Source organism: Bradyrhizobium sp. 62B (genome assembly GCF_030272265.2).
Taxonomy (GTDB): Bacteria; Pseudomonadota; Alphaproteobacteria; order Rhizobiales; family Xanthobacteraceae; genus Bradyrhizobium.
On record NZ_CP092841.2, the window covers coordinates 6,028,752 to 6,052,026 of the forward strand.

22 protein-coding genes are annotated in these 23,275 nt (G+C 65.0%); 7 read left to right on the forward strand and 15 right to left on the reverse strand.

Annotated elements, in window-relative coordinates; translation table 11 throughout:
• Window positions 1-14: 14 nt before the first annotated feature.
• A complete protein-coding gene (ligD, locus tag ML401_RS28900) occupies window positions 15-2,714 on the reverse strand; it encodes a DNA ligase D (RefSeq protein ID WP_285807722.1) in 2,700 nt (899 codons plus the stop codon).
• A gap of 119 nt (window positions 2,715-2,833) precedes the next feature.
• Here ligD and ML401_RS28905 point away from each other — a divergent pair, with 119 nt between their 5' ends.
• Window positions 2,834-3,718 (forward strand): Ku protein, encoded by an 885-nt coding sequence (locus tag ML401_RS28905; protein WP_212067248.1) that lies wholly within the window; start codon window positions 2,834-2,836, stop codon window positions 3,716-3,718.
• Between the two features lie 116 nt (window positions 3,719-3,834).
• Here ML401_RS28905 and ML401_RS28910 read toward each other — a convergent pair whose 3' ends face one another.
• From ML401_RS28910 to ML401_RS28935, 6 genes are all read right to left on the reverse strand, one after another.
• Entirely contained in the window at window positions 3,835-4,524 is a 690-nt protein-coding gene (locus ML401_RS28910; RefSeq protein ID WP_285807723.1) for a response regulator, read from the reverse strand.
• Entirely contained in the window at window positions 4,521-7,238 is a 2,718-nt protein-coding gene (locus tag ML401_RS28915) for a sensor histidine kinase KdpD (RefSeq protein ID WP_285807724.1), read from the reverse strand. Before ML401_RS28915 ends, ML401_RS28910 begins: the two co-directional genes overlap by 4 nt.
• 40 nt (window positions 7,239-7,278) lie before the next feature.
• Window positions 7,279-7,884: a K(+)-transporting ATPase subunit C gene (locus ML401_RS28920; protein WP_285807725.1), complete on the reverse strand. Its 606-nt coding sequence runs from the start codon at window positions 7,882-7,884 to the stop codon at window positions 7,279-7,281.
• A gap of 12 nt (window positions 7,885-7,896) precedes the next feature.
• Complete coding sequence (gene kdpB, locus ML401_RS28925) at window positions 7,897-10,014, reverse strand: potassium-transporting ATPase subunit KdpB (RefSeq protein WP_285807726.1); 2,118 nt, start codon at window positions 10,012-10,014, stop codon at window positions 7,897-7,899.
• Between the two features lie 22 nt (window positions 10,015-10,036).
• Window positions 10,037-11,740: a potassium-transporting ATPase subunit KdpA gene (kdpA, locus tag ML401_RS28930; protein ID WP_211416160.1), complete on the reverse strand. Its 1,704-nt coding sequence runs from the start codon at window positions 11,738-11,740 to the stop codon at window positions 10,037-10,039.
• A gap of 112 nt (window positions 11,741-11,852) precedes the next feature.
• Window positions 11,853-11,942 carry a K(+)-transporting ATPase subunit F gene (locus ML401_RS28935; protein WP_018641117.1) on the reverse strand — a complete coding sequence of 30 codons (90 nt, stop codon included), beginning with the start codon at window positions 11,940-11,942 and terminating at the stop codon, window positions 11,853-11,855.
• A gap of 657 nt (window positions 11,943-12,599) precedes the next feature.
• Between ML401_RS28935 and ML401_RS28940 the strand changes: the two genes are divergently transcribed.
• The 3 genes from ML401_RS28940 to ML401_RS28950 are packed head-to-tail and all read left to right on the forward strand — an operon-like array spanning window position 12,600 to window position 13,427.
• Window positions 12,600-13,067, forward strand: coding sequence for a hypothetical protein (locus ML401_RS28940; protein WP_211416159.1), 468 nt, complete (start codon window positions 12,600-12,602; stop codon window positions 13,065-13,067).
• A 24-nt stretch (window positions 13,068-13,091) separates the two neighbouring features.
• Entirely contained in the window at window positions 13,092-13,283 is a 192-nt protein-coding gene (locus tag ML401_RS28945; RefSeq protein WP_259216832.1) for a hypothetical protein, read from the forward strand.
• A 15-nt stretch (window positions 13,284-13,298) separates the two neighbouring features.
• Window positions 13,299-13,427 (forward strand): hypothetical protein, encoded by a 129-nt coding sequence (locus ML401_RS28950; protein ID WP_256438865.1) that lies wholly within the window; start codon window positions 13,299-13,301, stop codon window positions 13,425-13,427.
• Here ML401_RS28950 and ML401_RS28955 read toward each other — a convergent pair.
• Window positions 13,424-14,005 carry a TetR/AcrR family transcriptional regulator gene (locus ML401_RS28955; RefSeq protein ID WP_211416157.1) on the reverse strand — a complete coding sequence of 194 codons (582 nt, stop codon included), beginning with the start codon at window positions 14,003-14,005 and terminating at the stop codon, window positions 13,424-13,426. The two genes, ML401_RS28950 and ML401_RS28955, sit on opposite strands and share 4 nt — an antisense overlap.
• Before the next feature lie 85 nt (window positions 14,006-14,090).
• Here ML401_RS28955 and ML401_RS28960 point away from each other — a divergent pair, with 85 nt between their 5' ends.
• The 3 genes from ML401_RS28960 (at window position 14,091) to ML401_RS28970 (ending at window position 17,142) form a co-directional block, all read left to right on the forward strand.
• Complete coding sequence (locus ML401_RS28960; RefSeq protein WP_285807727.1) at window positions 14,091-14,831, forward strand: crotonase/enoyl-CoA hydratase family protein; 741 nt, start codon at window positions 14,091-14,093, stop codon at window positions 14,829-14,831.
• A gap of 67 nt (window positions 14,832-14,898) precedes the next feature.
• Window positions 14,899-15,534 carry a uracil phosphoribosyltransferase gene (gene upp, locus ML401_RS28965; RefSeq protein ID WP_106948511.1) on the forward strand — a complete coding sequence of 212 codons (636 nt, stop codon included), beginning with the start codon at window positions 14,899-14,901 and terminating at the stop codon, window positions 15,532-15,534.
• Window positions 15,535-15,567: 33 nt separating this feature from the next.
• Entirely contained in the window at window positions 15,568-17,142 is a 1,575-nt protein-coding gene (locus ML401_RS28970) for an AMP-binding protein (RefSeq protein WP_285807728.1), read from the forward strand.
• Window positions 17,143-17,147: 5 nt separating this feature from the next.
• On the opposite strand, the gene ML401_RS28975 is transcribed toward ML401_RS28970, so the two are convergent.
• The 7 genes from ML401_RS28975 to ML401_RS29005 form a co-directional block, all read right to left on the reverse strand.
• Window positions 17,148-18,059, reverse strand: a complete 912-nt coding sequence (locus ML401_RS28975) for a flagellin (RefSeq protein WP_285807729.1) — start codon at window positions 18,057-18,059, stop codon at window positions 17,148-17,150.
• Between the two features lie 17 nt (window positions 18,060-18,076).
• Window positions 18,077-19,849 carry a flagellar hook-associated protein FlgK gene (flgK, locus tag ML401_RS28980; protein ID WP_285807730.1) on the reverse strand — a complete coding sequence of 591 codons (1,773 nt, stop codon included), beginning with the start codon at window positions 19,847-19,849 and terminating at the stop codon, window positions 18,077-18,079.
• A gap of 18 nt (window positions 19,850-19,867) precedes the next feature.
• Window positions 19,868-20,287: a flagellar protein FlgN gene (locus ML401_RS28985; protein WP_212067425.1), complete on the reverse strand. Its 420-nt coding sequence runs from the start codon at window positions 20,285-20,287 to the stop codon at window positions 19,868-19,870.
• A gap of 72 nt (window positions 20,288-20,359) precedes the next feature.
• The gene (locus ML401_RS28990) at window positions 20,360-20,620 is read right to left on the reverse strand and encodes a hypothetical protein (protein WP_194404101.1); all 261 of its coding nucleotides are present in this window, start codon (window positions 20,618-20,620) and stop codon (window positions 20,360-20,362) included.
• Window positions 20,621-20,623: 3 nt separating this feature from the next.
• On the reverse strand, window positions 20,624-21,889 hold the full coding sequence (gene flgE, locus ML401_RS28995) for a flagellar hook protein FlgE (RefSeq protein ID WP_194404102.1): 1,266 nt from the start codon (window positions 21,887-21,889) through the stop codon (window positions 20,624-20,626).
• A gap of 46 nt (window positions 21,890-21,935) precedes the next feature.
• Complete coding sequence (locus ML401_RS29000; protein WP_259216801.1) at window positions 21,936-22,601, reverse strand: flagellar hook assembly protein FlgD; 666 nt, start codon at window positions 22,599-22,601, stop codon at window positions 21,936-21,938.
• A 367-nt stretch (window positions 22,602-22,968) separates the two neighbouring features.
• Window positions 22,969-23,241, reverse strand: a complete 273-nt coding sequence (locus tag ML401_RS29005; protein ID WP_259216799.1) for a hypothetical protein — start codon at window positions 23,239-23,241, stop codon at window positions 22,969-22,971.
• Window positions 23,242-23,275 lie beyond the last annotated feature (34 nt).

The window sequence follows — 23,275 nt, forward strand, 5'->3', positions numbered from 1 at the left end:
CGGGCTGACCCACCCTATTTCGCTTTCGCCGCAAGCTTCTTGATCGCGGCCTTGATCGACGTCGCCGCATCATCATAATCCTTCCACGCTTTCGATCGCCCGAGCAGGCCCGGCACGCTACGCACCGTATAGCGCTTCGGGTCGAGATCGCTCTTCACCTGAGCCCAGGTGACAGGCATCGAGACCGTCGCTCCAGCGCGGGCCCGCGGCGACAACGGCGCCACCGCCGTCGACATCCGGTCGTTGCGGAGATAGTCGAGGAAGATCTTCCCCTTGCGAAGTTTCTTGGACATGTTGAGCAGATAGCGCTCGGGATCGTCGTCAGCCATCCACTGGCAGACGCCCTGCGCGAACGCCTTGGCTTCCTTCCAGCTCACCTTGTCGCGCGCGCCGTGAAGCAGCGGCACCACCACATGCAGGCCCTTGCCGCCCGTGGTCTTGCAGAAGCTCTCCATGCCGACGTCGGCCAGCCGCTGGCGCATGTCCTTGGCCGCCTCCACGACATCGACGAAGGCGACATCCGGCGCCGGATCGAGGTCGAACACCAGCCGGCCCGGCGTATCATAGGCGTTTGGCGCGCAATTCCAGGGATGCAACTCGACGCCGCCGATCTGCGCGACGGCGGCAAGCCCTTCGACGCGGTCGATCTGCAAATACGGTTTACGATCGCCAGACACCTTGGCCAGTTCGAGCAGGTTCGAGCTGCCCTGCATGGCATGACGCTGAAAGAATGTCTCACCACCGATGCCGTCGGGTGCTCGCACGATCGAGCATGGGCGCCCCTTCAGATGTTCGATCATCCAGGCGCCGACCGCCTCGAAATAGCGGGCGAGATCAAGCTTCGTCACGCCCTCGCCGTCACCATCGTCCGGCCACAGCTCCTTGTCCGGCTTGGAGATGACGACGCCCATCACCTCGGCGGTGCCGGCATCTCTCGACCGCTTGGCCGTCTTCGCCACGCGCCTGCCGGCTGTGGGCGCGGCGAGCTCGGTGTCGACGGGCTTCTCCGCCTCCACCTCCTCGGCCGGCTTGTCCTGCCGCAGCCCCTTGAACGCGGCCTGGCGGATATTGCCGTCGGCGGTGAAGCCGGCGAACTCGATCTCGGCGACGAGCTCGGGCTTCAGCCAATGCACCTCCCGGCTCTTCTTCGGGGCATTCTTGCCGCCGAAGGGGCTTTCCTTGGCTGCCATCGCCTTCAACGACGGCATGATGCGCTTGACCTTGTCGGCGCCGAAGCCGGTGCCGACCATGCCGACGAAAGCGAGATGATCGCCACGCTGCACGCCGGCCATCAGCGAGCGGAATTTGCCGTTCGTGGTCTTGTAGCCGCCGATCACCACTTCGTGGCCGGCGCGACATTTCGACTTGACCCAGCTCTCGGTGCGTCCCGAACGATAGGGCGCATCCAGCTTCTTCGACACCACGCCTTCGAGCTCGAGCTTGCAGGCCGATTGCAGCACGGCATCGCCGCCGCTCTCGAAATGCTCGACATAGCGGATCTGGCTCGATTTCCGCTTCCGCGCCTCCAGCAATTCCTTCAGCTGCGCCTTGCGTTCGCCGAGCGGCAGCCGCCGGTAATCCTCACCTTCCGCGAACAGCAGGTCGAAGGCAAAGAAGATCAGCTCCTCTGTCTTGCCATCGGACAGCGCAGCCTGAAGCGAGGAGAAATTCGGCGCGCCATTGTGGTCGAGCGCAACGATCTCGCCGTCGATCATCACGTCCGGCAGCGTGGCTGCCTCCTTGGCGATGGCGCCGAACTTGCCGGTCCAGTCGAGACCCTTGCGCGTCTTCAACGTCGCTTCGCCGTCCTCGACCCGCAGCTGCACGCGATAGCCGTCGAACTTGATCTCATGGCACCAGCCCTCTCCAGCCGGCGGCCGCTCGACCAGCGTGCAGAGTTGCGGCGCCACGAAGTCCGGCATCTTGGCGACCTTCGTCGCATTCGTCGCTGTGGTGGCCTTTTTCTTTGCGGCCCTGCTCTTCGGGAACTTGGTCTTGGCGCTCTTGCCGGCCTTCAACGCCGCACGCGGAGCCGGCTTGACCGTTCGCCCCTTCGTCTCCTCGGCACGGTTGGACTGCCAGACCGCGTCAGCCTTAGTTTTGGCGCCCTTCGCCAGCATGAACGGCTTTGGCGCGCGTCCCTTGCCTTCGGCGATCTGCTCCATCGCGCGACCGGAGGCGACCGACTTGTCCTCGTCGAGAATGTCGTTGTCGTTGCCCTCGCGGGCATGTTCGTCGCGATGCTTGATCAGCAGCCAGCTGGTGCGCTTCTCGCCACCGCGGTTGCGCATGCGCACCAAGACCCAGCTGCCCTGCAGCTTGTCGCCATGCAGGGTGAACTTCAGATCGCCCTTCCTGAAGCCGGCTTCCGGATCGTCCGCTTCCCAGGTGCCGCGGTCCCACAGCATCACCGTGCCGCCGCCATATTGCCCTTCCGGAATCGTGCCTTCGAAATCGCCATAGTCGAGCGGGTGGTCCTCCACCTCGACCGCCAGGCGCTTGTCGTGGGGATCGAGCGAGGGCCCCTTCGTCACGGCCCAAGACTTGAACACGCCGTCGAACTCAAGCCGGAGGTCGTAGTGCAGCCGTGACGCATCGTGCTTCTGGATGACGAAGCGCCGCTGCTTCGACGGCGCCACTGCGGACTTGCCCGACGGCTCGGGTGTCTTCTCGAAGTCGCGCTTCTGTCGGTAAGTGGAGAGTTTTTGCAGCACGAGCAGTCCCGCTTTTCTTCCGAGGATTCAAGCCTAACACGGCCAAAGTCCCATCCGGAACCAAAACCCTGTCGGAGGGTTGGGGTTCCAAAATGCCTTTGAAAACGCTGGAGAATGGAATGGCCCCGCGCGCCTATTGGAAGGGAACGTTGAAGCTGTCGCTGGTCAGCTGTCCGGTCGTGCTTTACCCGGCGACCACGGCGGCCGAGAAGACGCGGTTTCACCTGATCAATCGCGAAACCGGCAACCGGCTCAAGCAGCAGATGATCGATTCCGAGACCGGCGACGTCGTCGAGAGCGACCAGAAGGGCCGCGGCTATGAACTGCGCAAAGGCAAATATGTCGAGATCGAGCCGGAGGAGCTCGAGGCGGTCCAGATCGAGAGCAATCACACCATCGACATCGAGAGCTTCGTGCCGAGCGAGGAGATCGACCAGCGCTACCTCAACCATCCCTATTACATTGCGCCCGACGGCAAGGCCGCGGTCGACGCCTTCGCGGTGATCCGCGACGCCATGAAGGACCAGGACCGCGTGGCGCTCGCCAAGATCGTGCTCACCAACCGCGAGCACATGATCGCGATCGAACCGCTCGGCAAGGGCCTGCTCGGCACCACGCTGCGCTTCCCTTACGAGCTGCGCGACGAGGACCAGTTCTTCGACGACATCAAGAGCCCGAAGATCAGCAAGGACATGGTCGAGCTCGCCGGCCACATCCTCCACACCAAGGCCGCGCATTTCGACCCCGGCAAATTCAAGGACGACTATGAGACCGCGCTGAAGGCGCTGGTCAAACGCAAGGCCAGCGGCAAGAAGATCGAGCTGCCCGAGCCCGAGGAGCGGCCAAGCAACGTCGTCAGCCTGATGGACGCCCTCAAGCAGAGCCTGAAGGGGCGCGGCGGGAAGAAGACGACGGCGAAGTCTCACGCGCGGCGGACGACCGGGCGGCAACGCGCCGCGCGAAAGACGCACCGGTCGACCGCGCGGCAGAGAAAGGCGGGATAGCTCGTCATTCCGGCGATGCGAAGCATCGAACCCGGATTCCATCATGCCGAATGCGCTGAGCGGAGAAATGGGATTCCGGGCTTGCGCCAAGGGCGCGCCCCGGAATGACAGCGGGACTAATCCCCCGCCCTCAACCGGTATCCGATCCCCGTCTCAGTCAGCACGTATTGCGGCCGCTCCGGATCGGCTTCGATCTTTTGGCGAAGCTGGCGGACGTAGACGCGTAAGTATTGCGCGTCAGTCAATTCGTCCCAGAGCTCCTTGAGCAGGAAACGATGGGTCAGCACCTTGCCGGCGTGCTGCACCAGCACGCGCAAAAGATCGTATTCCTTGGGCGACAGCTTGACCTCGCGCTCGCCGACCTTGACGATGCGGCGGACGAGATCGACGGAGAGATCGCCGGTGCGGAACACCGGGCGTTCGCCTTGGACCTGGAGCTGGTGGCGCAGCGCGGCGCGCAGGCGGGCCAACAGCTCGTCCATCCCGAACGGCTTGGTCAGATAATCGTCGGCGCCGAGATCGAGCGCCTGCACCTTGCCGGCCTCGTCGCCGCGGCTCGACAGCACCACGATCGGCACGGCCTCGTTGCGGGCGCGGATGGTGCGCAGCAATTCGTGTCCCTGAACGTCGGGAAGTCCGAGATCGAGAATGATCAACGCCGGCGCTTCCTCGAGCTTCTCCAGCGCGATCTTGCCGTTCGACGCCTCCAGGATGTCGTAGCCCTGCGTCGTCAGCCCCGTCCGCAGCAGTTTGCGGATCGGCGGCTCGTCATCGATGATCAGGACCTTGATCGGGGCGGCGCTCATGCGGCGGTATCCAATGCGCGGCTCTCTGCCGGAACGGGAAGACGGATGGTGAGGACGGCGCCGCTCCGCTCGCTGCGGTTGGCGGCCGAGATCGTGCCGCGCATCGCCTCGACGAAGCCGCGGGAGATGGCAAGGCCGAGCCCGGTGCCCGGGCGGACATGGTCGCCCTTCTGCACACGGTAGAACTTGTCGAACACGCTCTCGAGCTCGTCGGGCGGAATGCCGGCCCCCTCGTCCACGATCTCGAGCACGATATGATCGCGATCGCGCCGACTGCGGATCGAGACCGTCGTGTTGGGAGGCGAATATTTGGCCGCGTTGTCGAGCAGGTTGAACAGCACCTGCTCGAACAGCACGGCATCGAGCTGGAGCATCGGCAGATCGGCCGCCAGAACCAGCTCGACCTTGTGGCTGCCAAGGATCTTGGCTGCGCGCCGCAGCGCGCTGCCCACGATCTCGCCGAGGTCATGCAGCGCCGTGTTGGGCACGATGGCGCCGGATTCGAGCTTGGTCATGTCGAGCAGATTGGCGATGAAGCGGTTGAGCCGTTCGGATTCGTCGATGACGGTGGCCAGCAGGTCGCGCTTCTCCGTGTCGGACAAGGCCCCGGCGAGATCGCGCATGGTCGAGGCCGCTCCCAGCACCGAAGCGAGCGGCGTCTTCAGATCGTGCGAGATCGAAGTCAACAGTGCGGAGCGCAAGCGTTCGGATTCGACGGTGCGCTTGACGCGATCCATATCCTCGACCAGCAGCACGCGCTCGATCGCCAGCGCGCCCTGGTCGACCAGCGCGTCCAGCAGCCGGCGCTGGTCGGGCGTCAGCAGCGGCCCGGTGCGGTCATTGTCGATGCCGATGACGCCGATCGGGCCGCGCCCGGTGCGCATCGGCAGGAACAGCCGTTTTGCGCCCGGCAGCGTATCCGAGCCACGGCCGGCGGGGCGGTCGTTGCTCCAGGCCCAGTTGGCGGCGGCGAGATCGGCCTGGTCGAGATCGTCTTCCGGAGGATAGCCGGACTTCACCGTCAGCAAGCCGTCTTCCGGCAGCAGCAGCACGACGCGGACCTTCAGCATCAACGCGATCTGGTAGGCTGTTGCCCACAGCACGTCGTCGAGCGTCGCGGTGCCCGCGAGCTTGCGGCTGAAGGCGTGGAGCTGCTCGGTCATCCTGATCCGGCTAATGGCGGTATCGGCCTGGATGCGCACGCGCGCGGCGACGTTGGAGACCAGCATGGCCACCACCATGAACAGGAAAAACGCGGCGACGTTGGTCGGGTCGGTTATGGTGAAGGTGTAGATCGGCGGGATGAAGAAGAAATTATAGCAGAGCGACGCCGCGACCGTCGCCAGCAAAGACGGCCACAGGCCATAGCGCACGGCAACCGCCACGACCGAGGTCAGCAGCACGAGATCGACGTTCTCGATGCCGAAATAGGGCTGGATCAACTTGGCGGCGCCAAGGCCGATCAGCACGATCCCGAGCGCGTAGAGATAAGGCCGGGCATCGAATGGCTCGGATCGCGCGGCGGTCTGCACCGACGTCTTGGATGCATCCTCGGCCGGAAGTTCGTCGCCGGGAATGACGTGAACGCTGATATTGCCCGCACGGCGGACCAGATCGTGCACCACCGAGCCGCGCGTCAATTCGAACCAGCGCGAGCGCGTCGACTTGCCGATCACGATCTGGGTGACGTTGTTGCCTTGCGCGAAATTGACGACGTCATCGGCGATGCGGCGCCCGACCGCGGGGATGGTCAGCGCCTCGCCGCCGAGCGATTCCGCCAGTCGCAGCGTGTCGGCCAGCCGGTCGCGCTCCTCGTCGGACAATTGCAGCGAGCGCCGCGTCTCGATCGAAAGTGCGGTGAACGGCGCATGCAGCCGGTCGGCCAGCCGCTTGGTGTAGCGGACGAGGCCCGCGGCGCGCGGATCCTCGCTGACGCAGACCAGTATCCGCTCGCCCGCGGCCCAGGGCCCGGAAATCGCATTCGCCTGCATATGAGTGAGCAGCTGCTCGTCGACCCGCTCGGCGGTCCGCCGCAGCGCGAGCTCACGCAAGGCAGTCAGATTGCCCGGCGAGAAATAGTGCTCCAGCGCCCGCTCGGCTTGGCGGGGCACGTAGACCTTGCCTTCTTTCAGCCGCTGGATGAGATCGTCGGGCGTGAGGTCGATCAGCTCGATGGCATCGGCGCGGTCGAACACGGAATCGGGCACCGTCTCGCGCACCCGGACATGGGTGATCTGGGCGACGACGTCGTTGAGGCTTTCGATGTGCTGGATGTTGACGGCGGTGTAGACGTCGATGCCGTGGGACAGCAGCTCCTCGACGTCGAGATAACGCTTGGGATGGCGACTACCTGCTGCGTTGGTGTGGGCGAGCTCGTCGACCAGCGCAATCTGCGGCCGGCGCGCGATCACCGCATCGAGATCCATCTCCTCGACGATCTGGCCGCGGTACTCCAGCCGCTTGCGCGGGACCATTTCGAGCCCGCGCACCAGCGCCTCGGTCTCGGCGCGGCCGTGGGTCTCGACGAAGCCGACCACGACGTCGATGCCGGCCTTGCGCTTGGCGTGGGCGCTTTGCAGCATCTCGTAGGTCTTGCCGACGCCGGGCGCGGCGCCGACGAAGATCTTCAGCTTGCCGCTCTCCTCCCGGCGCGCCGCTTCCAGCAGTGCTTCGGGGGACGGACGTTGTTCGGGATCGCGGCGCTGTTGAACCATCAGGCCAATATAATCATGGGGGCATTCCCAGCCTAGGCCGCTACTTCGCCGACGCACGATCCAGCGCGAGATTCAGCGCCAGAACGTTAACCCGGGGTTCGCCGAGCAGGCCGAGCACGCGGCCCTGGACGTTGGAAGCCACAAGCTGCCTCACGGCGTCTTCCTGCATATTCCGCGCCTTCGCCACGCGCGGCACCTGGAATTGCGCCGCTTCCGGCGAGATGTCGGGATCGAGGCCGCTGGCCGAGGTCGTCACCAGGTCAACCGGGACCGGCCCGCTCGGGTTCTCGGCCTTGAGCTTGTCCACGTCCTCCTTCAGCCGGTCGGCCAACGCCTTGCTGGTCGGGCCGAGATTGGAGCCGCCGGAGTTGGCGGCATTGTAGGGTGCCGACACCGTCTTGGCCGAATCATTCGGGTCCGGGGCCAGCGTCGCCGAGGGACGGCCGTGGAAATATTTGTCGTCCTTGAACTCCTGTCCGATCAGGGCGGAGCCGATCACCTTGCCGTCCTTCTCGATCAGGCTGCCTTGCGCTTGTTTCGGAAATAGCACACCGGCAATGCCGGTCATTGCCAGCGGGTAGGCCAGTCCCGTGATGGCGGTGAGCGCCAGCAACAAGACGATGGCGGGACGGATTTCTCTCAACATGACAGGCCTCCTTTAGGCCAAGTGCAGGGCAGTGACCACGAGGTCGATTGCCTTGATGCCGATGAACGGAATGACGATGCCGCCCAGGCCGTAGACCAGAAGGTTGCGGCGCAGAAGGGCACCGGCGCCGACCGCGCGATAAGCAACTCCCTTCAGCGCGAGCGGGATCAGCGCGATGATGATCAGCGCGTTGAAGATGATCGCCGACAGGATGGCGCTCTGCGGGCTCGACAAGTTCATGACGTTGAGCACGTTGAGCTGAGGGTAGAACGCCAGGAACATCGCCGGGATGATCGCAAAGTACTTGGCGACATCGTTGGCAATCGAGAACGTCGTCAGCGCGCCGCGCGTCATCAGCAGTTGCTTGCCGATCTCGACCACCTCGATCAGCTTGGTCGGGTTGGAGTCGAGATCGACCATGTTGCCGGCCTCGCGCGCGGCCTGCGTGCCGGTGTTCATGGCGACGCCGACGTCGGCCTGGGCAAGTGCCGGCGCGTCGTTGGTGCCGTCGCCGCACATGGCGACCAGCTTGCCCTTGGCCTGCTCGTCGCGGATCAGCTTGAGCTTGTCCTCGGGGGTGGCCTGCGCCAGGAAGTCGTCGACACCGGCTTCCGCCGCGATCGCGGCCGCCGTCATCGGATTGTCGCCGGTGATCATGATGGTGCGGATGCCCATGCGGCGGAGCTCGGCGAAGCGCTCGCGAATGCCGCCCTTGACGATGTCCTTGAGCTGGACGATTCCGAGCAGCTTGCCGTCCTTGGCGACCGCCAGCGGCGTGCCGCCGGACTTTGACACGTCGTCGGCAATGCCCTGGATCTCGCGGCCGAGCTCGGAGAGCGCGGCAGGCTGCATCGCCCGCGCCGTATTGCCGGATGCGACCGCGGTCGGCGCGCCGCCGCCGATGTAGTTCAACATGGCATCGACTGCACCCTTGCGCACCGATGAGCCGCCGGCATCGACGCCGCTCATGCGGGTCTGCGCCGTGAACGGGATGAAGGTGGCCCCGAGCTCGCCCATGTCGCGGCCGCGGATGCCGTACTTCTCCTTGGCCAGCACGACGATGGAGCGGCCTTCCGGAGTTTCGTCGGCGAGTGAGGCAAGCTGGGCGGCGTCCGCCAGCTCCTGCTCGGTCACTCCGCGCACCGGACGGAAGGCGGTCGCCTGCCGGTTGCCGAGGGTGATGGTGCCGGTCTTGTCGAGCAGCAACGTATCGACGTCGCCGGCCGCTTCCACCGCGCGGCCCGACATCGCCAGCACGTTGAAGCGCACCAGACGGTCCATGCCGGCGATGCCGATCGCGGACAACAGCGCGCCGATCGTGGTCGGGATCAGCGTCACGAACAGCGCGACCAGCACGATCACCGAGATCGAGCCGCCGGCATAGGCCGCATAGCTCGGAATCGTGACGGTGGCGAACACGAAGATGATGGTGAGGCCGGCGAGCAGGATGTTGAGCGCGATCTCGTTCGGCGTCTTGGCCCGCTCGGCGCCCTCGACCAGCTTGATCATACGGTCGATGAAGGTCGAGCCCTGGGCCGCCGTGATGCGGACGCGGATCCAGTCGGACAGCACCTGCGTGCCGCCGGTCACAGCCGAACGGTCGCCGCCGGATTCGCGGATGACGGGCGCCGATTCACCGGTGATGGCGGCTTCGTTGACGGAGGCGACGCCCTCGATCACCTCACCGTCCGAGGGGATCGTATCGCCCGCCTCGACCAGGACGAGATCGCCGACCTTCAGGCTCGTGCCCGGCACCAGCCTGAAATCACGGCCCGCGCCGCTCAAAAGCTTGGCCTGGCTCTCGGTGCGGGTCTTGCGCAGCGTCTCGGCCTGCGCCTTGCCGCGGCCTTCGGCCACCGCTTCAGCGAGGTTGGCGAACAGCACGGTGAACCACAGCCAGAGAATGATCTGGAAGGTGAAGGCGAGATTTTCCCCGCCGGTGACGAGGTCGCGGACGAAGATCACAGTGGTCAGCGCGGCCACGATCTCGACCACGAACATCACAGGGTTCTTGATCATGGATCGCGGATCGAGCTTGGTGAAGGCAGCACCGATCGCCGGCACCACGATCTTGGGATCCAGCATCGCCGAGACTGGCATGCGCTTGTTGGGTTTGTGGACTGGTTCCATGGAGGTCACTCCGAAAGCTGGATCAGAAAACGTTGCCGGCGTTCATCGCGAGATGCTCGACGATCGGGCCGAGGGCGAGCGCCGGGAAGAAGGTCAGGCCACCCATGATGAGGATGACGCCGACGACGAGGCCGACGAACAGTCCGCCGGTGGTCGGAAAGGTGCCCGTCGACGGCGGGATCGATTTCTTCTCCGCGAGCGAACCGGCTATGGCCATGGCCGGCACGATCATCAGGAAGCGGCCGACGAACATCGCGCAGGCACCCGTCAAGTTGTAGAACGGGGTGTTGCCGGTGAGACCCGCGAAGGCCGAGCCGTTGTTGCCCGTCTGCGACGAATAGGCATAGAGCACTTCCGAGAAGCCATGCGGGCCGGCGTTGGCCATGGAGGCCACGCCCGTGGGCAGCACCACGGCCACGGCCGACCAGCCCAGGATCATCAGCGGCAGGATCAGGATCGCGAGCATCGCCATCTTGACCTCACGCGCCTCGATCTTCTTGCCGACATACTCCGGGGTGCGGCCGACCATCAGGCCTGCGACGAAGATCGCGAGGATGACGAACAGCAGCATGCCGTACATGCCGGCGCCGACGCCGCCGACGATGATTTCGCCGAGCTCGATGTTGATCAGCGGGATCATGCCGCCGAGCGCCGTAAAACTGTCATGCATGGCGTTGACAGCGCCGCAGGAGGCGGCCGTGGTGATCACGGCGAAGAGGGAGGACGCGACGATGCCGAAGCGGACCTCCTTGCCCTCCATGTTGCCGCCGGTCAGGCCCAGCGCCTGCAGCGTCGAGGTGCCGCTCGCCTCCGCCCAATAGGTGACGGCGACGCCAGCCAAGAACAGCACGCCCATGACCGCGAGGATCGCCCAGCCCTGACGCTGGTTGCCGACCATGCGGCCGAACACGTTGGTCAGGGCAGCACCGAGCACGAAGATCGAGAGCATCTGCACGAAGTTCGACAGCGCCGTCGGGTTCTCGAACGGATGCGCGGCGTTGGCGTTGAAGAATCCGCCGCCGTTGGTGCCGAGCATCTTGATCGCGACCTGCGAGGCGACCGGGCCGACCGCGATGGTCTGCTTGGCGCCTTCGAGCGTGGTCGCCTCGACGTAGTCTCCGAGCGTCTGCGGCATGCCCTGCCAGACCAGGAACAGCGCGTAGACGATACAGATCGGCAGCAGCACATAGAGCGTGCAGCGGGTGACGTCGACCCAGAAGTTGCCGACGGTGCGCATCGAGGCGCGCGAGAAGCCGCGGATCAGCGCCACCGCCAGCGCGATGCCGGTCGCCGCCGACAAGAAGTTCTGATGCGTCAGGCCGACCATCTGGGTCAAATAGGACAGCGTGCTTTCGCCGCCGTAGTTCTGCCAGTTGGTGTTGGTGATGAAGGAGACCGCAGTGTTGAAGGAAAGATCTTCGGCAACCGCGCCTTGTCCAGCGGGATTGAACGGCAACACGGCCTGGAGCCGCATCACGCCGTAAATGACGAGGAAGCCGCCGACATGAAACAGCAGCATGGCGACCGTGTAGGTCAGCCAGTGCTGTTCGCGCTTCTCGTCCACGCCGGATATCCAATAGATGCCGGCCTCGATCGGCCGCAGCACCGGCGACAGGAACGTCCGCTCGCCGCCGAACACGCGCGTCATGTACCAGCCGAGCGGCTTTGTGAGTGCGACAATGACGACACAGAACAGAATGATCTGGAGCCAACCGATCATGGTCATGGAATCAACCCTTCAAGCTTGGTGTCCGCCGCAGCAGCGGCAGGAGCAGCGCCAGCAGGCCGGCGACGAGCACGGCGTCCGCCAGCAATAGTTCGACAATCAGCAGCACGGGTCAGAACCGCTCGGGCCGCAGCAGCGCGTAGGTGAGATAGACCAGCAGACCGAACGAGACGGCACCAGCGAGCGCATAATCGAAGATCATGGTCCGCTCCCTCACAGCCGTTCGCAGGCGTAGGTGTAGCCGATCGCAAGGGCAAAGAAGCCGAAGCCCAGCGCCAGCATCAGAATGTCCATCATGGGATTGCTCCTCGTTGCGCCCCAAGCGGACGCAACCTTTCTCGGGGGCCCGACGGCCGCGCGCAGAAAATGGAAGATATTTGCGCGGGCTGCCGGGACGTTCGACCGTGCTGAAGTGCCAGCGCGCGCATAGGTTTTCGAGATGAGGGCTATGGCGACGTTATAGGAATCTCATAAAGGCCGGGCGGTGGCTCGATTGAGCCCGATCTCGCCAAATGCCCCGCTGGCTCCCCGCGAAGCCGTGGCAATCGCATAAACATTCGGCCAAGGTCGTCATGCCCAGGCTTGTCCGGGGCATCCACGTTCTTCGCGCTGCCGTGGATGGCCGGGGCAAGTGTCTTGCCCGGCCATGACGACGTGGTGACTCTCAGTGCCCCCTAGCCCACATCTCATGCCATGGCTTCACGGGACGACAGCGGTTGATGACGCCCCTCACGTCCCACCCGCTCACTTATGAAATCCCTATATCTCGCCCCCGATCCCCATCTCGCTTTCAAATGCCATCCCCGGCCATCTTGGCGGTGCCGGCCGACTGACCGACGCCAATTCCAGGAGGTCAGACATGATCGCCATTCTCCGACGCCTCGACCCACCTTCGCTCAGCCAGCACCTTCGCGCGGCCGCAGGGATGACACGCCCGTTGATGCTCGAAATCATCGACAAGGCCTGCCCGCGCGTCCGCTCGCTCGGCCAAAGCGAACGCACCACACGCCTCATGCGCCTGATCGATGCCGGGGCCTGGGCTGACGGGGCGCTGGCTCTGCTGGAGCTCGAGCTGCCGCTATGGCAGGTCCGTCGCATCGCCTATGACGAGGGCGAGTGGCATTGTGCACTATCGCGCGAACGCGAGTTGCCGGATTGGCTGGACGCCGCGGTCGAGGCGCGCCATTCCGACCTGCCGCTGGCTCTGCTGTCGGCCTTGGTCGAGGTCCGGGCATTGGCCGCAGAGGTGACGCGGCCGAGCGTTCCTTCCGTTCGCCCACTGCGGGATCGGCTTTATGAGCCGCTCGCCTGCGACAATTTCGGCTGAAGCTATGACAGAAGGACCCTGGACATGCCGGTGCTGCCACAACACGCTGAACAACCGCCGCACTGGGCTGAACGTCGGCCCGCACAATCGAAAGTGCGCAGCGCCCAGCTCAAGCATCTCGCGCGGCCTGTGCTGACCGTGCTCTCGATGGGCAGCGTGCTCACCGCCCTGATCGCGCTGAGGGCCGCCATCCATCTTTGGCAGCTCCACGCCTGACGGGGACCGACCACCATGCCGTTCCTCAAGGGAAATCTGGAGCAGATGGTCACCGTGACCATCCTGACCATGACGCTGAGCCTGATCTGGGGGGCGATCCTGACGCTCGTGATCACGCTGGTGGCGCGCGGCCTCGGCGTCTAGCTTCGCCGTTCCGCTTCGATCAGCCGCGCCAATTCCGCCGCGGTGACCTCGATCGGCCGGCCGCTGCGCTCGACGCGGGCCTGGATCAGCGCGCCCTGGAGGGCCGACGTGCAGAGCACGGCAAGCGTCTCCGCCCGCGACCTGGCAAACCCGTCGGCGACGAGCTTGTCGCGCAGGAGCGATATCCGCGCCGCATAGGCCTTGCGACCGGCCTCGGAGACGGCCCGTTCGCGCGGCGCAAGCTCGAGCAGCACGGTCGTGATCGGGCAGCCGTTGCGGAAACCGGAGACCTGCATCCAGCCTGCCAACAGTCTCGCGTGGGCACGCAAGAGCTCGGCGGTCGAGCCGCACTGCTCCGCAAGCTGGGCGACCGTCGCCGCCACGCGGCGGCCCGCCTCCTCCACCGCCGCCACCGCAATCGAGGACTTTCCGTCCGGAAAGTAATGGTAGAGCGATCCCTTGGGCGCTCCGCTGGCTTCGACGATGTCGTTGAGGCCGGTCCGGGCAAAGCCCTGGCGGCGGAACAGCGTCACCGCGGCATTGATGATGGGCTGGCGGTGTTTCGGCACGGCCGGCATGGCGCTTTCCCCCTCGTACGAAATTATATTGATTGGTCTACATCAGCCTCCGACAGTCAAGACTGGTCCATGACGGGAGAGGCAAATGGCAGTCGGAGTGAGCTTCGAGGTGAACGATGGCGTCGCGCGGATCGGGCTCGACGACGGCAAGGTCAATGTGATGTCGACCAGCATGCTGGCCGCGATCGGCGCCGCCTTCGACCGGGCCGAAAAGGAAGCCGAGATCGTGGTGCTGCGCTCGGCACGGCCCGGCATCTTCTCCGCCGGCTTCGATCTCAAGGTGTTCGCCTCGGGCGATGCCGCAAAGAGTCTCGAGATGGTCCGCGCCGGCGCCGAGCTGGCGCTGCGGCTGATGTCTCATCCGCACCCGGTGATCGGCGTGATGGAGGGCCATGCCTTCCCGATGGGAACGTTCCTGCTGCTCGCCTGCGATGTCAGGCTGGGTGCGCACGGGCCGCACCGCATGGGGCTGAACGAGGTCGCGATCGGCATCGCGCCGCCGAGCTTTGCCATCGAGCTGGCGCGCAGCCGCCTGCATCCGGCCTGGCTCAGCCGCACCGTCACGCTGGGTGAAATGTACGAGCCCGAGGATGCGCTGACCGCAGGCTTCCTCGATCGTGTGGTTCCGCCGGAAGCCATCGACGACGCCCTTGCGGAGACCATCGCAGCGCTACGCGCCATCCACAAGCCGTCGCACGCGATCGCGAAGAAGCGCCTGCGCGAGCCCGCGATAGATGCGATGCGCGCGGCGATCGACCGCGAGTTGACCATGGCTGCCTACGCGGCGAGCAATCGCGCCCGCAGCGCCGTGGCGGTGCCCGGATGAAGCCACCTGCCCCTCGGAAAGACCCGGCGATCTGGCGCAACTTGGGGGAAACGTGTAGATCGGTTTCATGAGCACAGGCAATGTCAACGTCGTCGCCCACCCCCTGGTCCAGCACAAGCTCTCCCTGATGCGGGAGAAGGATCGCTCGACCAAGAGCTTTCGCGAGATCCTGAACGAGATCGGGATGCTGCTCGCCTACGAGGTGACGCGAGATTTGCCGCTGGAGCTGGTCGAGATCGAGACACCGATCGCGCCGATGCGGGCGCCCAAGATCGCCGGCAAGAAGCTCACGCTGGCGCCGATCCTGCGCGCCGGCGTCGGCTTCCTCGACGGCATGCTGGCGCTGATGCCCTCCGCGCGCATCGCCCATATCGGGCTCTACCGCGACCCCGAGACATTGCAGGCCGTGGAATATTACTTCAAGGCGCCGCAGGACCTGTCGGACCGCACCGTGATCCTGATGGACCCGATGCTGGCGACGGGCAATTCGGCCTGCGCCGGCGCCTCCCTGCTCAAGGCCCGCGGCGCCCGCGACATCCGCTTCGTCTGCCTTCTGGCGGCGCCCGAGGGCATCGCGCAATTCCAGAGCGAGCATCCTGATGTGCCGATCTGGACCGCCGCGATCGACGAGCGGCTCAACGATCACGGCTACATCGTGCCGGGCCTCGGCGATGCCGGCGACCGGATGTTCGGCACCAAGTAGACAGATTTGAGCGATCGGGTTACTCCGCTTGCCATGAGTACCAATGCGTTTTCGCTGCAATCGCTGATCCGGACAGAGGCCGCCGCTGACCCCGCCTTCGTCTTCGACGGCACGCCGGTCTCGCGCGAGCATTTCTCGGAGAAGGTTGAGCAGACCGCCGCCTGGCTCGCTGCGCAAGGCATCGGCAAGGGGGACGTGGTCGCGGTCTGGCTGGTCAACCGGATCGAGTGGCTCGCGCTGCTGTTCGCCGCCGCCCGCTGTGGTGCGGTCGTCGCCGCCGTCAATACGCGTTACCGCAGTGCGGAAGTCGCGCATCTGCTTCGGCTGTCCGGCGCCAGGCTGATGGTGGTCGAGGCCGCATTCCGCTCGATCGATTTTTCGGCAATCCTTGCCGGCATCGCCAGGGATGAGGTGCCCGCTCTGCAGAATCTCGCAATGGTCGGCGCGGACGCGATCCCCGCGCATTGGCCCTGTGTGCGCTTCGATGCCTTCGACGGATCCTATCCGCCCGCTCCCCCTCCCCAGGACGACATCGACCTCCCCGTGCTGCTCTACACGACATCGGGCACCACCAAGGGACCGAAGCTCGTGGCGCATTCGCAGCGGACACTGGCGGGTCATGCTGTCACCGTTGCCAAGGCCCTGAAGCTCTCACCGCAGCGTCACGCGCTGCTGGCCATGCTGCCGTTCTGCGGCACCTTTGGCATGACGAGCCTGCTTGGCTTCGTCGCAGCCGGTGCAACCATTCATGTGCTCGATGCCTTCGAGGCGGCACCAGCGCTGAAGATTCTCGGCACGCAAGGGATCACGCACGCCTTCGGCTCCGACGAGATGTTCCGGCGCATTCTTGCCCTCACCGATGCGCCGCGTCCATTCCCGCATCTGGAAACGTGCGGCTTCGCCGCCTTCCAGCCCGGTTGGCGCGAGCTTGCCGCGGAAGCCGAGGCACGCGGCCTGCCGCTGTTCGGCCTTTACGGCTCGAGCGAGGTCCAGGCGCTATTCTCGATCGCGCGGCCTGGCGATGCCTTCGCCGACCGCATCGAGGGCGGCGGCTGGCCGATGTCGTCCGACGCGCACGTGCGTGTGCGCGACACCGAGACCGGCGCGCTTGTAGCGAATGGCGTGGCCGGCGAGATCGAGATCAGCGCGCCGTCGCGCTTCCTCGGCTATTTCAACAATCCGGAGGCGACGCGCGAGGCGATCACCGCGGACGGTTTCTTCCGCACCGGCGATATCGGCCGGCTGCGTGGCGACGGCTCCTTCGTCTACGAGACCCGCGCGGGCGATGCCATGCGGCTCGGCGGCTTCCTCGTCGCGCCCGGCGAGATCGAGGACGAGCTCAAATCCTGTGCCGGCGTGACGGATGCGCAGGTGGTTGCAGTCGATCTGAAGGGCCAGGCGCGCTGCGTCGCGTTCGTGATTCCTGCAAGGGAGCCGCCCATGCAGGAGACGTTGATCACGCATCTGCGCCAGCGGCTCGCCGGCTACAAGGTGCCGGCGCGAATCTATCTCGTGGATTCCTTTCCGGTCACCGACAGCGCGAACGGCGTGAAGATCCAACGCGCCAAGCTGCGCGCCATGGCGATGGAACGGATCGCCGCCGAATAGCCGCGCTATTTAAGGTAGCTCGCGAGATTGATGCTCAGGATCTTGGCCAGCGCCGAATAGGACGCGGTGAGCTGTGCCTGGTAGGTCGACAGCTGCGCCGTGATGGCGGCGACGTCGACACCGGTGAGGTCATTCGACAACGTTTCGGCATAGCTCTTGTAGTCGGCCTGGCGGGCACTCGCTGTCTCGATCGAGGACGCCGCATTCGAGAGCCGGGCCTGCACCGCCGCGGTGTCGTCGAGCGCCGTGCCGGCAAGATCGAGCGCGCTGGAAATGTCCGAGGACGACAGCGTGGTGCTGTTCGCGACGAATTTGAGGACCCGCATGACCTCCTCGAACGCCGAATTGCCGGCGGTGACGCCGTACGACACCGTCTCATCCGAGGCAACCCGAACCGAAGCGATCTCGTCGTCGCCCTCGTAGTAGCTGGTGTCGGCCGTCGTCGTCGAACTGGTCCCGGACGAGAAGCTCGTGAGATCGACCGGCGCCGTATCGGTCTTGCCGCCGGCGAACACATACTGGCCGTCATATTGCGTGTTCATCAGCGAGCCCATCTCCTGCAGCATCTGCTGGGCGGTGGTGATCACCGAATTGGTCTCGGTCGAGCTGCCGGTCGAAGCGGCGCTGAGCTGGGAACGGATCTGGGTGAGGATGTCGGTCATGGAGCCGATGGCGGAATACATCACCTGGATCTTGCTGTCGGCGAGCGTCGCAGCGTCGACATAAGACTGTGCACGCGTGACCGAGACCTGGAGGTTGACGACATGCTGCGCGTCCGAGGCGTAACCGCCGAAATCGGTCGAGATCACCCCCGTCGATTCCTGGATCTGCTTTTTGGCCATCACCGACTCGACGCGCATCGCGTCCGCGATCATCCTGTTCGACTGCGCGAAGGTGGCGACCCGCATCGCGACCATGAGCGTGCCCCCGGCTGTTACGATTGAACGGCGGACAGCAGCGCCGAATACATGGTGTTGACGGCCTGGATCAACGCGGACGCCGCGGTGTATTTGTTCTGAAGCGTGCTGAGCTTGGCGGATTCCTCGTCCAGGTTGACGCCGGATTGCGAGGACAACGAGTTGGCATAGGTCGACTGCGCGGTTTCCTTTGCCGTGTAAGTGTCAGACGCCCGTGACGCCTTGCTGGCGACGTCGGACACGATGGCCGAGGCATAATCGGCCAGGGAGCCGGTGGTGGCCGCAAGGCCGCCGGTGGATGCGAAGGTCCGGGATTCCGTCAGCGCGTCGTAGAAGGCGTTGACCACGCTGGTCGAACCGGACGACAGCACGCTGCTGCCGACGGTCAGGCTCGACGAGGAATCCAGCGTCGCGAGCTGAATCTCGTTCACCCCGGACAGGATCTTGCTGTTGACCGCGATATCCGCCGCGCTCGTTCCCGTCATGAGGTCGTTGAGGCCGAAATAGTTCGAAAACCCCTCCCCCGCGCTGCCGACCGAGCTCGTCATCTGGTTGACGGCGACACCGTTGCCCGAGCCGGTCGCCGCGATCGAGAGATGGCCGTCCGCGTCGATCGAGGCCGACAATCCGGAAATGCCGTTGATGGCGGTGACGAGGTCGCCGACCGTGGAATAGGACGACAGGTCGATATCGCCGTACGAGACCAGATTGCCGCCCTGGTCGGTGACGGCAAGGCGTACCGTGCCCGAGGCGGACAGCGCCGTGCCGCTGGTGACGCTGGCCGTACCGGTGAGGCTGGTCGGCGCCGGCACTGCGGACGCGCTGTTCGAGACGCTGTTCATCACTGAAGCGAGCTGCTGGGCAAGCTGGTCGAGCTGGGACTGCGCGTCCGGCAGCGTCTTGTCGCGCAGCGTGATGAGCGCCCCAATGTCTCCACCCGATATCTGCGAGGTGATGTCGACACCGTTCACCGTGATCGCACTGAAGCCGCTCGACGAGGAACCGGCGGTGTACGTCGTCGACGCCGTCACGTTGGAAGCGGCCGTATAGCCGATCTCATGCGCAGAGCTGTCGACCAGCGCCTGGCCGGACTTGGTGTAGATCTGGATATCGCCGTTCGACGCGGTGAAGTAATTGACGTTCATCTTCGAGGCGAGGTCCTGCAGCGCGGTGTTGCGCTGGTCCTCGAGGTCCGCGGTCGACTGGCCCGCCGCCGCCGTCTGCTTGATCTCTGCGTTCAGGTCCGCGATCTGCTGCAGGTCGGTATTGACGTCGTCGATCGCGGACGAGATGTCCTGATCGGCGTCGGCGCGGAGCTTCTGGATGCTGCTCGAGGTCTCCCGCAACTGACTGGCGACATCATCGAGTGCGCTGACCACGTTGGATTGCAGAGAGGCGCTGCCCGGCGAACTCGCCAGCGACGCCAGCGCCGATTCCAGCGAGGCGATGCTGTTGGCGAGCGAGGTCCCTGTTGACGATGAGTCGGTGCTGCTGGTCGATCCGTAGAGCTTTCCGAGCGACGTCAGGTAGGTATTCGTGGTGTCCGCCGATCCGAGCTCGGAGGTCGCGGCGATCAGCGATTTCAGCAGCAGCTTGTCGACGGTCGAGGTGATGCCCGTCACCGTGACGCCGGTGCCGACGCCATTGGTCACGCTGCTCGACTGGTTCGCGGTCTTCGCGGTATAGCCGGTCGTGTCGGCGTTCGAGATGTTCGACGACGTCACGCTGATCTGCACGGACGTGGCCGAGAGCCCGCTGAAGGCGATGGATCGCGCGATATCGAGTGACACGGCGGCCTCCTCGGCTGGTCAGGCGCTGCGGCTGGTGCCGCTGGAAACGGCGCGAGCGGCGAGCCGGCCGGAGGCGCCATAGGGCGACACCGCCGCGATCTGCTCGCGGATCGCCTGCATGACCGCCTCGATCCGGCGGTTGCTGGCCTCGATCGCCGCCCGCAGGCGGAGCAGATTCTCGTCCATCGCCGCACGCAGATTCAGGATCCGCTCCAGGAGCTGCTCGCGCAGGATGCGGTCCCTGACGTTCAGGTTCGTGTTGCCCGCCGCGCATTCCGCCACCGTGCGCTCGAACATCTCTGCCAGCCGGTTCTTCTCGTCGACCTGCTTCAGGCGCGAGGCGGGCAGGCCCTTGGCGAGCTCTGCATTCTCCGTCGCGACCAGCGCGGTCAGCGTATCGATCAGCGTGATCAGCGACTTGATCCGGGCATCGCTCATCCCCGCGGACTGGCTGTAGGTCTGATTTTTGGCTTTGCTTTCGGTTTGGACTAGGGTCATCGTCATCGCCTTCTAATTGTGCGGCTTGCCGCGGCCGGCTTGTGAACTGCGCAAATAGGCGCCGATCGCGGTCGTCCTGGCGGTTGCCTGTTTCATCTGCCCTTCGATCTCAGCGCATTCGCGTAGGAGGCCGCGGCGAACCATCTCGAAATCGTCGAGGAGCGCGAGCAGCTGCTTGCGGTCACCGCTCCCGACCGTCGCGGCCCGCGCCACCAACCGCCGCAGCCGGCGCAGCAGCGCTTCTCCGGCAGCACTCGCGCTTTCGCCCTGCATCGCTCACCTCATCGCCGAGATCAGAGTGTCGTACATCTTGTTGACGGTGGAGATCACTTGCGACGCTGCGGAATAAGCCTGCTGAGCGGAAATCATGCTCGAGAATTGGCTGGATGTGTCGGTGGTCGACGACTCCAGCTCGCTGCCGTAGACCGTGCCCGCGCCGTTCTCGCCGGAGGCCTGTAACGCGGCGTTGCCCGACGTCACGGTCGCCGAATAAATGCCGTTGCTGGAAGCGGCCAGTCCGTTGGGATCGGCGAAGGTCGCGACCGCGATCTTGTAGATCGCGATGGTCTCGCCGTTGGAATAGGTGGCGTCGACGACGCCGTTCTTGCCGATCGAGATGCTGGACAGCTTGCCATAGGACAGACCGTCGGAATCGATGCTGGTGACGTTGACGTCAGGTGTGGTCTCGCCGGAGGCGTATTGGGTCAGACCGTCGGTGCCTCCGACGGTGCCGAGATCGAGCGTGATCGTGCTGTCGGCGGCGCCATCGGTCCAGCCCGTCACGGCAATTGTCGCGGGATCCGGGCTCGTGCTGGCGAGCGATCCGTCGCTGTTGAAGGTGATGTCGATGGTGCCCGAGGCCGTGCCTGTCGCAGTCGTCGTGTCCGAGGCCGACGTCGGATTGGCAAAGCTGGCACTCCAGGTGTTGGTGCCGGTCTTGCTCCAGGTGATCTGCATCGTGTTCGCGGCGCCGAGCGAATCGTAGACCGTCATCGAGCTGGTGTAGGTATCGCCGGTTGCGGCATCCGACGGCAGGTTCGCCGCGATCGTGGTCTTGGTGGTGGCGCTGCCGCTGGTCGATGCGACCTGTGTGTTGATCGCCCCGAGATTGCTCGCCGATTCACTGCCGACGACGTTGCCGTCCGCGTCGGTACGCCAGCCCTCGAGGTAATAGCCGTTGCTCTCGAGATAGCCGGCATTGTTGATTGAGAAGGCGCCGTTGCGGGTATAGGCGACTGTGCCGCCGGACGTGGCGTCGGTCACCACGAAGAAGCCCGAGCCCTGGATCGCGACGTCGGTGGCGTTGGAGGTCGCCGCGAGCAGGCCTTGCTGGGTGATGTTGGCGCGCCCCGAAACGGTGACGCCGCCCGAGGCGTAGGAGGTCGTGTTGCTGGAGGCCGTCACCAGCGCGTCGAACATGGCCGACGTCGTCTTGTAGCCGGTCGTGTCGGAATTGGCGATGTTGTCGCTGATCATCGACAGGGATTGGCTCTGGGCGCTGAGCGCCGAGATCGCCGAGGACAATGCGCCGGTGAGACTCATGATGAAACTCCGAGGAAATCGGGAACGTTAAGACAGGAACTTGGGATCAAGACGTGACGCCGAGGATGTTCGCGGCGCTGACGGCAACACCGTTCACCGTGAGCGAGGGCGTCGAGGTCGAGGTGTCGATGCCGGTCACCGTGCCGGTGACGGTCGTGTAGTTGAGCACCGAGTTGCCTGCGGAGTCGGTCGCGGTCACCGAGATGGTGTACTGGCCGCCGTCGGAGAGCTGGTTGCCGCTGGAATCCTTGCCGTCCCAGGTGAAGCTGTTGGAGCCGGAATTGCCCGTTCCCGTGCCGGTGTAGACGACGTTACCTGAGGAGTCCGAGATGCTGATCGAAACATCAGATGCAGCCGAGGACAGCGAGTAGCCGAAGCTCGCCGAGCCGTTGCTGAGTGTCGAGGTATCGGTCTTCGCCTCCACGGTGTGGCCGATATAGTTCACCGAGTTCAGCGTCACGAGGCTCGAGAACGAACTCGCCAGCGACGACATGTTGGAGTTGATCGACTGCTGCTGGGTGAAATTGGCGTAGGAGGTGAGTTGATTGATGAAGTCGGTGGTCGAGGTCGCGTTCAGCGGATCCTGGTTCTGAAGCTCGCTGACCAGCAGGCTGAGGAAGTCGCTGGACGTCAGCGACGACGAGGACGACGCGCTCGACGACGATGTCGTGGTGGTCGCAGTCGTTGCGGAACTCACGGCGGAAACGGTCATCAGAAACTCCGGCTCTTCCGCGCTGCCGGCGACCAGATGCCGGCCGGCGCGCTTGAAATCTGTGTGCTGATGAAACGGGTGGGCGCGCGGATTCAGGCGCGGATTCGCCCGCGCGAAAGCGGCTTTCGATACGGCAAAATCTGCCGCGTATGCGCGCTAGAATGCGATGATCAAATTGGTCCGTTGCTGCGACGAGGCCACACCACAACTTGCTTGCTCGCGAGCACGAGCATTAACGCCTCCACGACGTCATGGCCGGGCTTGTCCCGGGCCATCCACGCATCGCCGCGCGGCACGAAGAACGTGGATGCCCGGGACAGGCCCGGGCATGACGACCTCGCGTGGTGTTCGGTATCAGTAAGACGCGTCAGCTCCCCGCCGTCTCACCTTCCGTGCGGGGCTCGGCGGCATCGTCTTTCATCTTGGCAGCAGCGGCGACGATGCGGTCGGCGAGGCCTGCGGGCGCGCGGACGGTCGGCGCCGCAAGCGCGCGGCGCAAGGTGCGCGCCTCTTCGAGCAGGGCCTGCGCCGCGGGCGATCGCGCCAACAGCTCTTGCGCAGCCACGCGCCGATCCTCGGGCCAGCGGGAAAGATCCTCGCCCAGCCGGTCGATCAGTTCCTCAAACTCGGTGACGTCCATCGCCTGCCGATCCTGCTTCGGTCAGGCCTGTCAT

Excerpts from the sequence above, each read along its gene's own strand:
- ML401_RS28905 (WP_212067248.1), top strand. The coding sequence starts at position 2,834 with ATGGCCCCGCGCGCCTATTGGAAGGGAACGTTGAAGCTGTCGCTGGTC.
- ML401_RS28910 (WP_285807723.1), bottom strand. The coding sequence starts at position 4,524 with ATGAGCGCCGCCCCGATCAAGGTCCTGATCATCGATGACGAGCCGCCG.
- ML401_RS28915 (WP_285807724.1), bottom strand. The coding sequence starts at position 7,238 with ATGGTTCAACAGCGCCGCGATCCCGAACAACGTCCGTCCCCCGAAGCA.
- ML401_RS28920 (WP_285807725.1), bottom strand. The coding sequence starts at position 7,884 with ATGTTGAGAGAAATCCGTCCCGCCATCGTCTTGTTGCTGGCGCTCACC.
- kdpB (WP_285807726.1), bottom strand. The coding sequence starts at position 10,014 with ATGGAACCAGTCCACAAACCCAACAAGCGCATGCCAGTCTCGGCGATG.
- kdpA (WP_211416160.1), bottom strand. The coding sequence starts at position 11,740 with ATGACCATGATCGGTTGGCTCCAGATCATTCTGTTCTGTGTCGTCATT.
- ML401_RS28935 (WP_018641117.1), bottom strand. The coding sequence starts at position 11,942 with ATGATCTTCGATTATGCGCTCGCTGGTGCCGTCTCGTTCGGTCTGCTG.
- ML401_RS28940 (WP_211416159.1), top strand. The coding sequence starts at position 12,600 with ATGATCGCCATTCTCCGACGCCTCGACCCACCTTCGCTCAGCCAGCAC.
- ML401_RS28945 (WP_259216832.1), top strand. The coding sequence starts at position 13,092 with ATGCCGGTGCTGCCACAACACGCTGAACAACCGCCGCACTGGGCTGAA.
- ML401_RS28950 (WP_256438865.1), top strand. The coding sequence starts at position 13,299 with ATGCCGTTCCTCAAGGGAAATCTGGAGCAGATGGTCACCGTGACCATC.
- ML401_RS28955 (WP_211416157.1), bottom strand. The coding sequence starts at position 14,005 with ATGCCGGCCGTGCCGAAACACCGCCAGCCCATCATCAATGCCGCGGTG.
- ML401_RS28960 (WP_285807727.1), top strand. The coding sequence starts at position 14,091 with ATGGCAGTCGGAGTGAGCTTCGAGGTGAACGATGGCGTCGCGCGGATC.
- upp (WP_106948511.1), top strand. The coding sequence starts at position 14,899 with ATGAGCACAGGCAATGTCAACGTCGTCGCCCACCCCCTGGTCCAGCAC.
- ML401_RS28970 (WP_285807728.1), top strand. The coding sequence starts at position 15,568 with ATGAGTACCAATGCGTTTTCGCTGCAATCGCTGATCCGGACAGAGGCC.
- ML401_RS28975 (WP_285807729.1), bottom strand. The coding sequence starts at position 18,059 with ATGGTCGCGATGCGGGTCGCCACCTTCGCGCAGTCGAACAGGATGATC.
- ML401_RS28985 (WP_212067425.1), bottom strand. The coding sequence starts at position 20,287 with ATGAGCGATGCCCGGATCAAGTCGCTGATCACGCTGATCGATACGCTG.
- ML401_RS28990 (WP_194404101.1), bottom strand. The coding sequence starts at position 20,620 with ATGCAGGGCGAAAGCGCGAGTGCTGCCGGAGAAGCGCTGCTGCGCCGG.
- flgE (WP_194404102.1), bottom strand. The coding sequence starts at position 21,889 with ATGAGTCTCACCGGCGCATTGTCCTCGGCGATCTCGGCGCTCAGCGCC.
- ML401_RS29000 (WP_259216801.1), bottom strand. The coding sequence starts at position 22,601 with ATGACCGTTTCCGCCGTGAGTTCCGCAACGACTGCGACCACCACGACA.
- ML401_RS29005 (WP_259216799.1), bottom strand. The coding sequence starts at position 23,241 with ATGGACGTCACCGAGTTTGAGGAACTGATCGACCGGCTGGGCGAGGAT.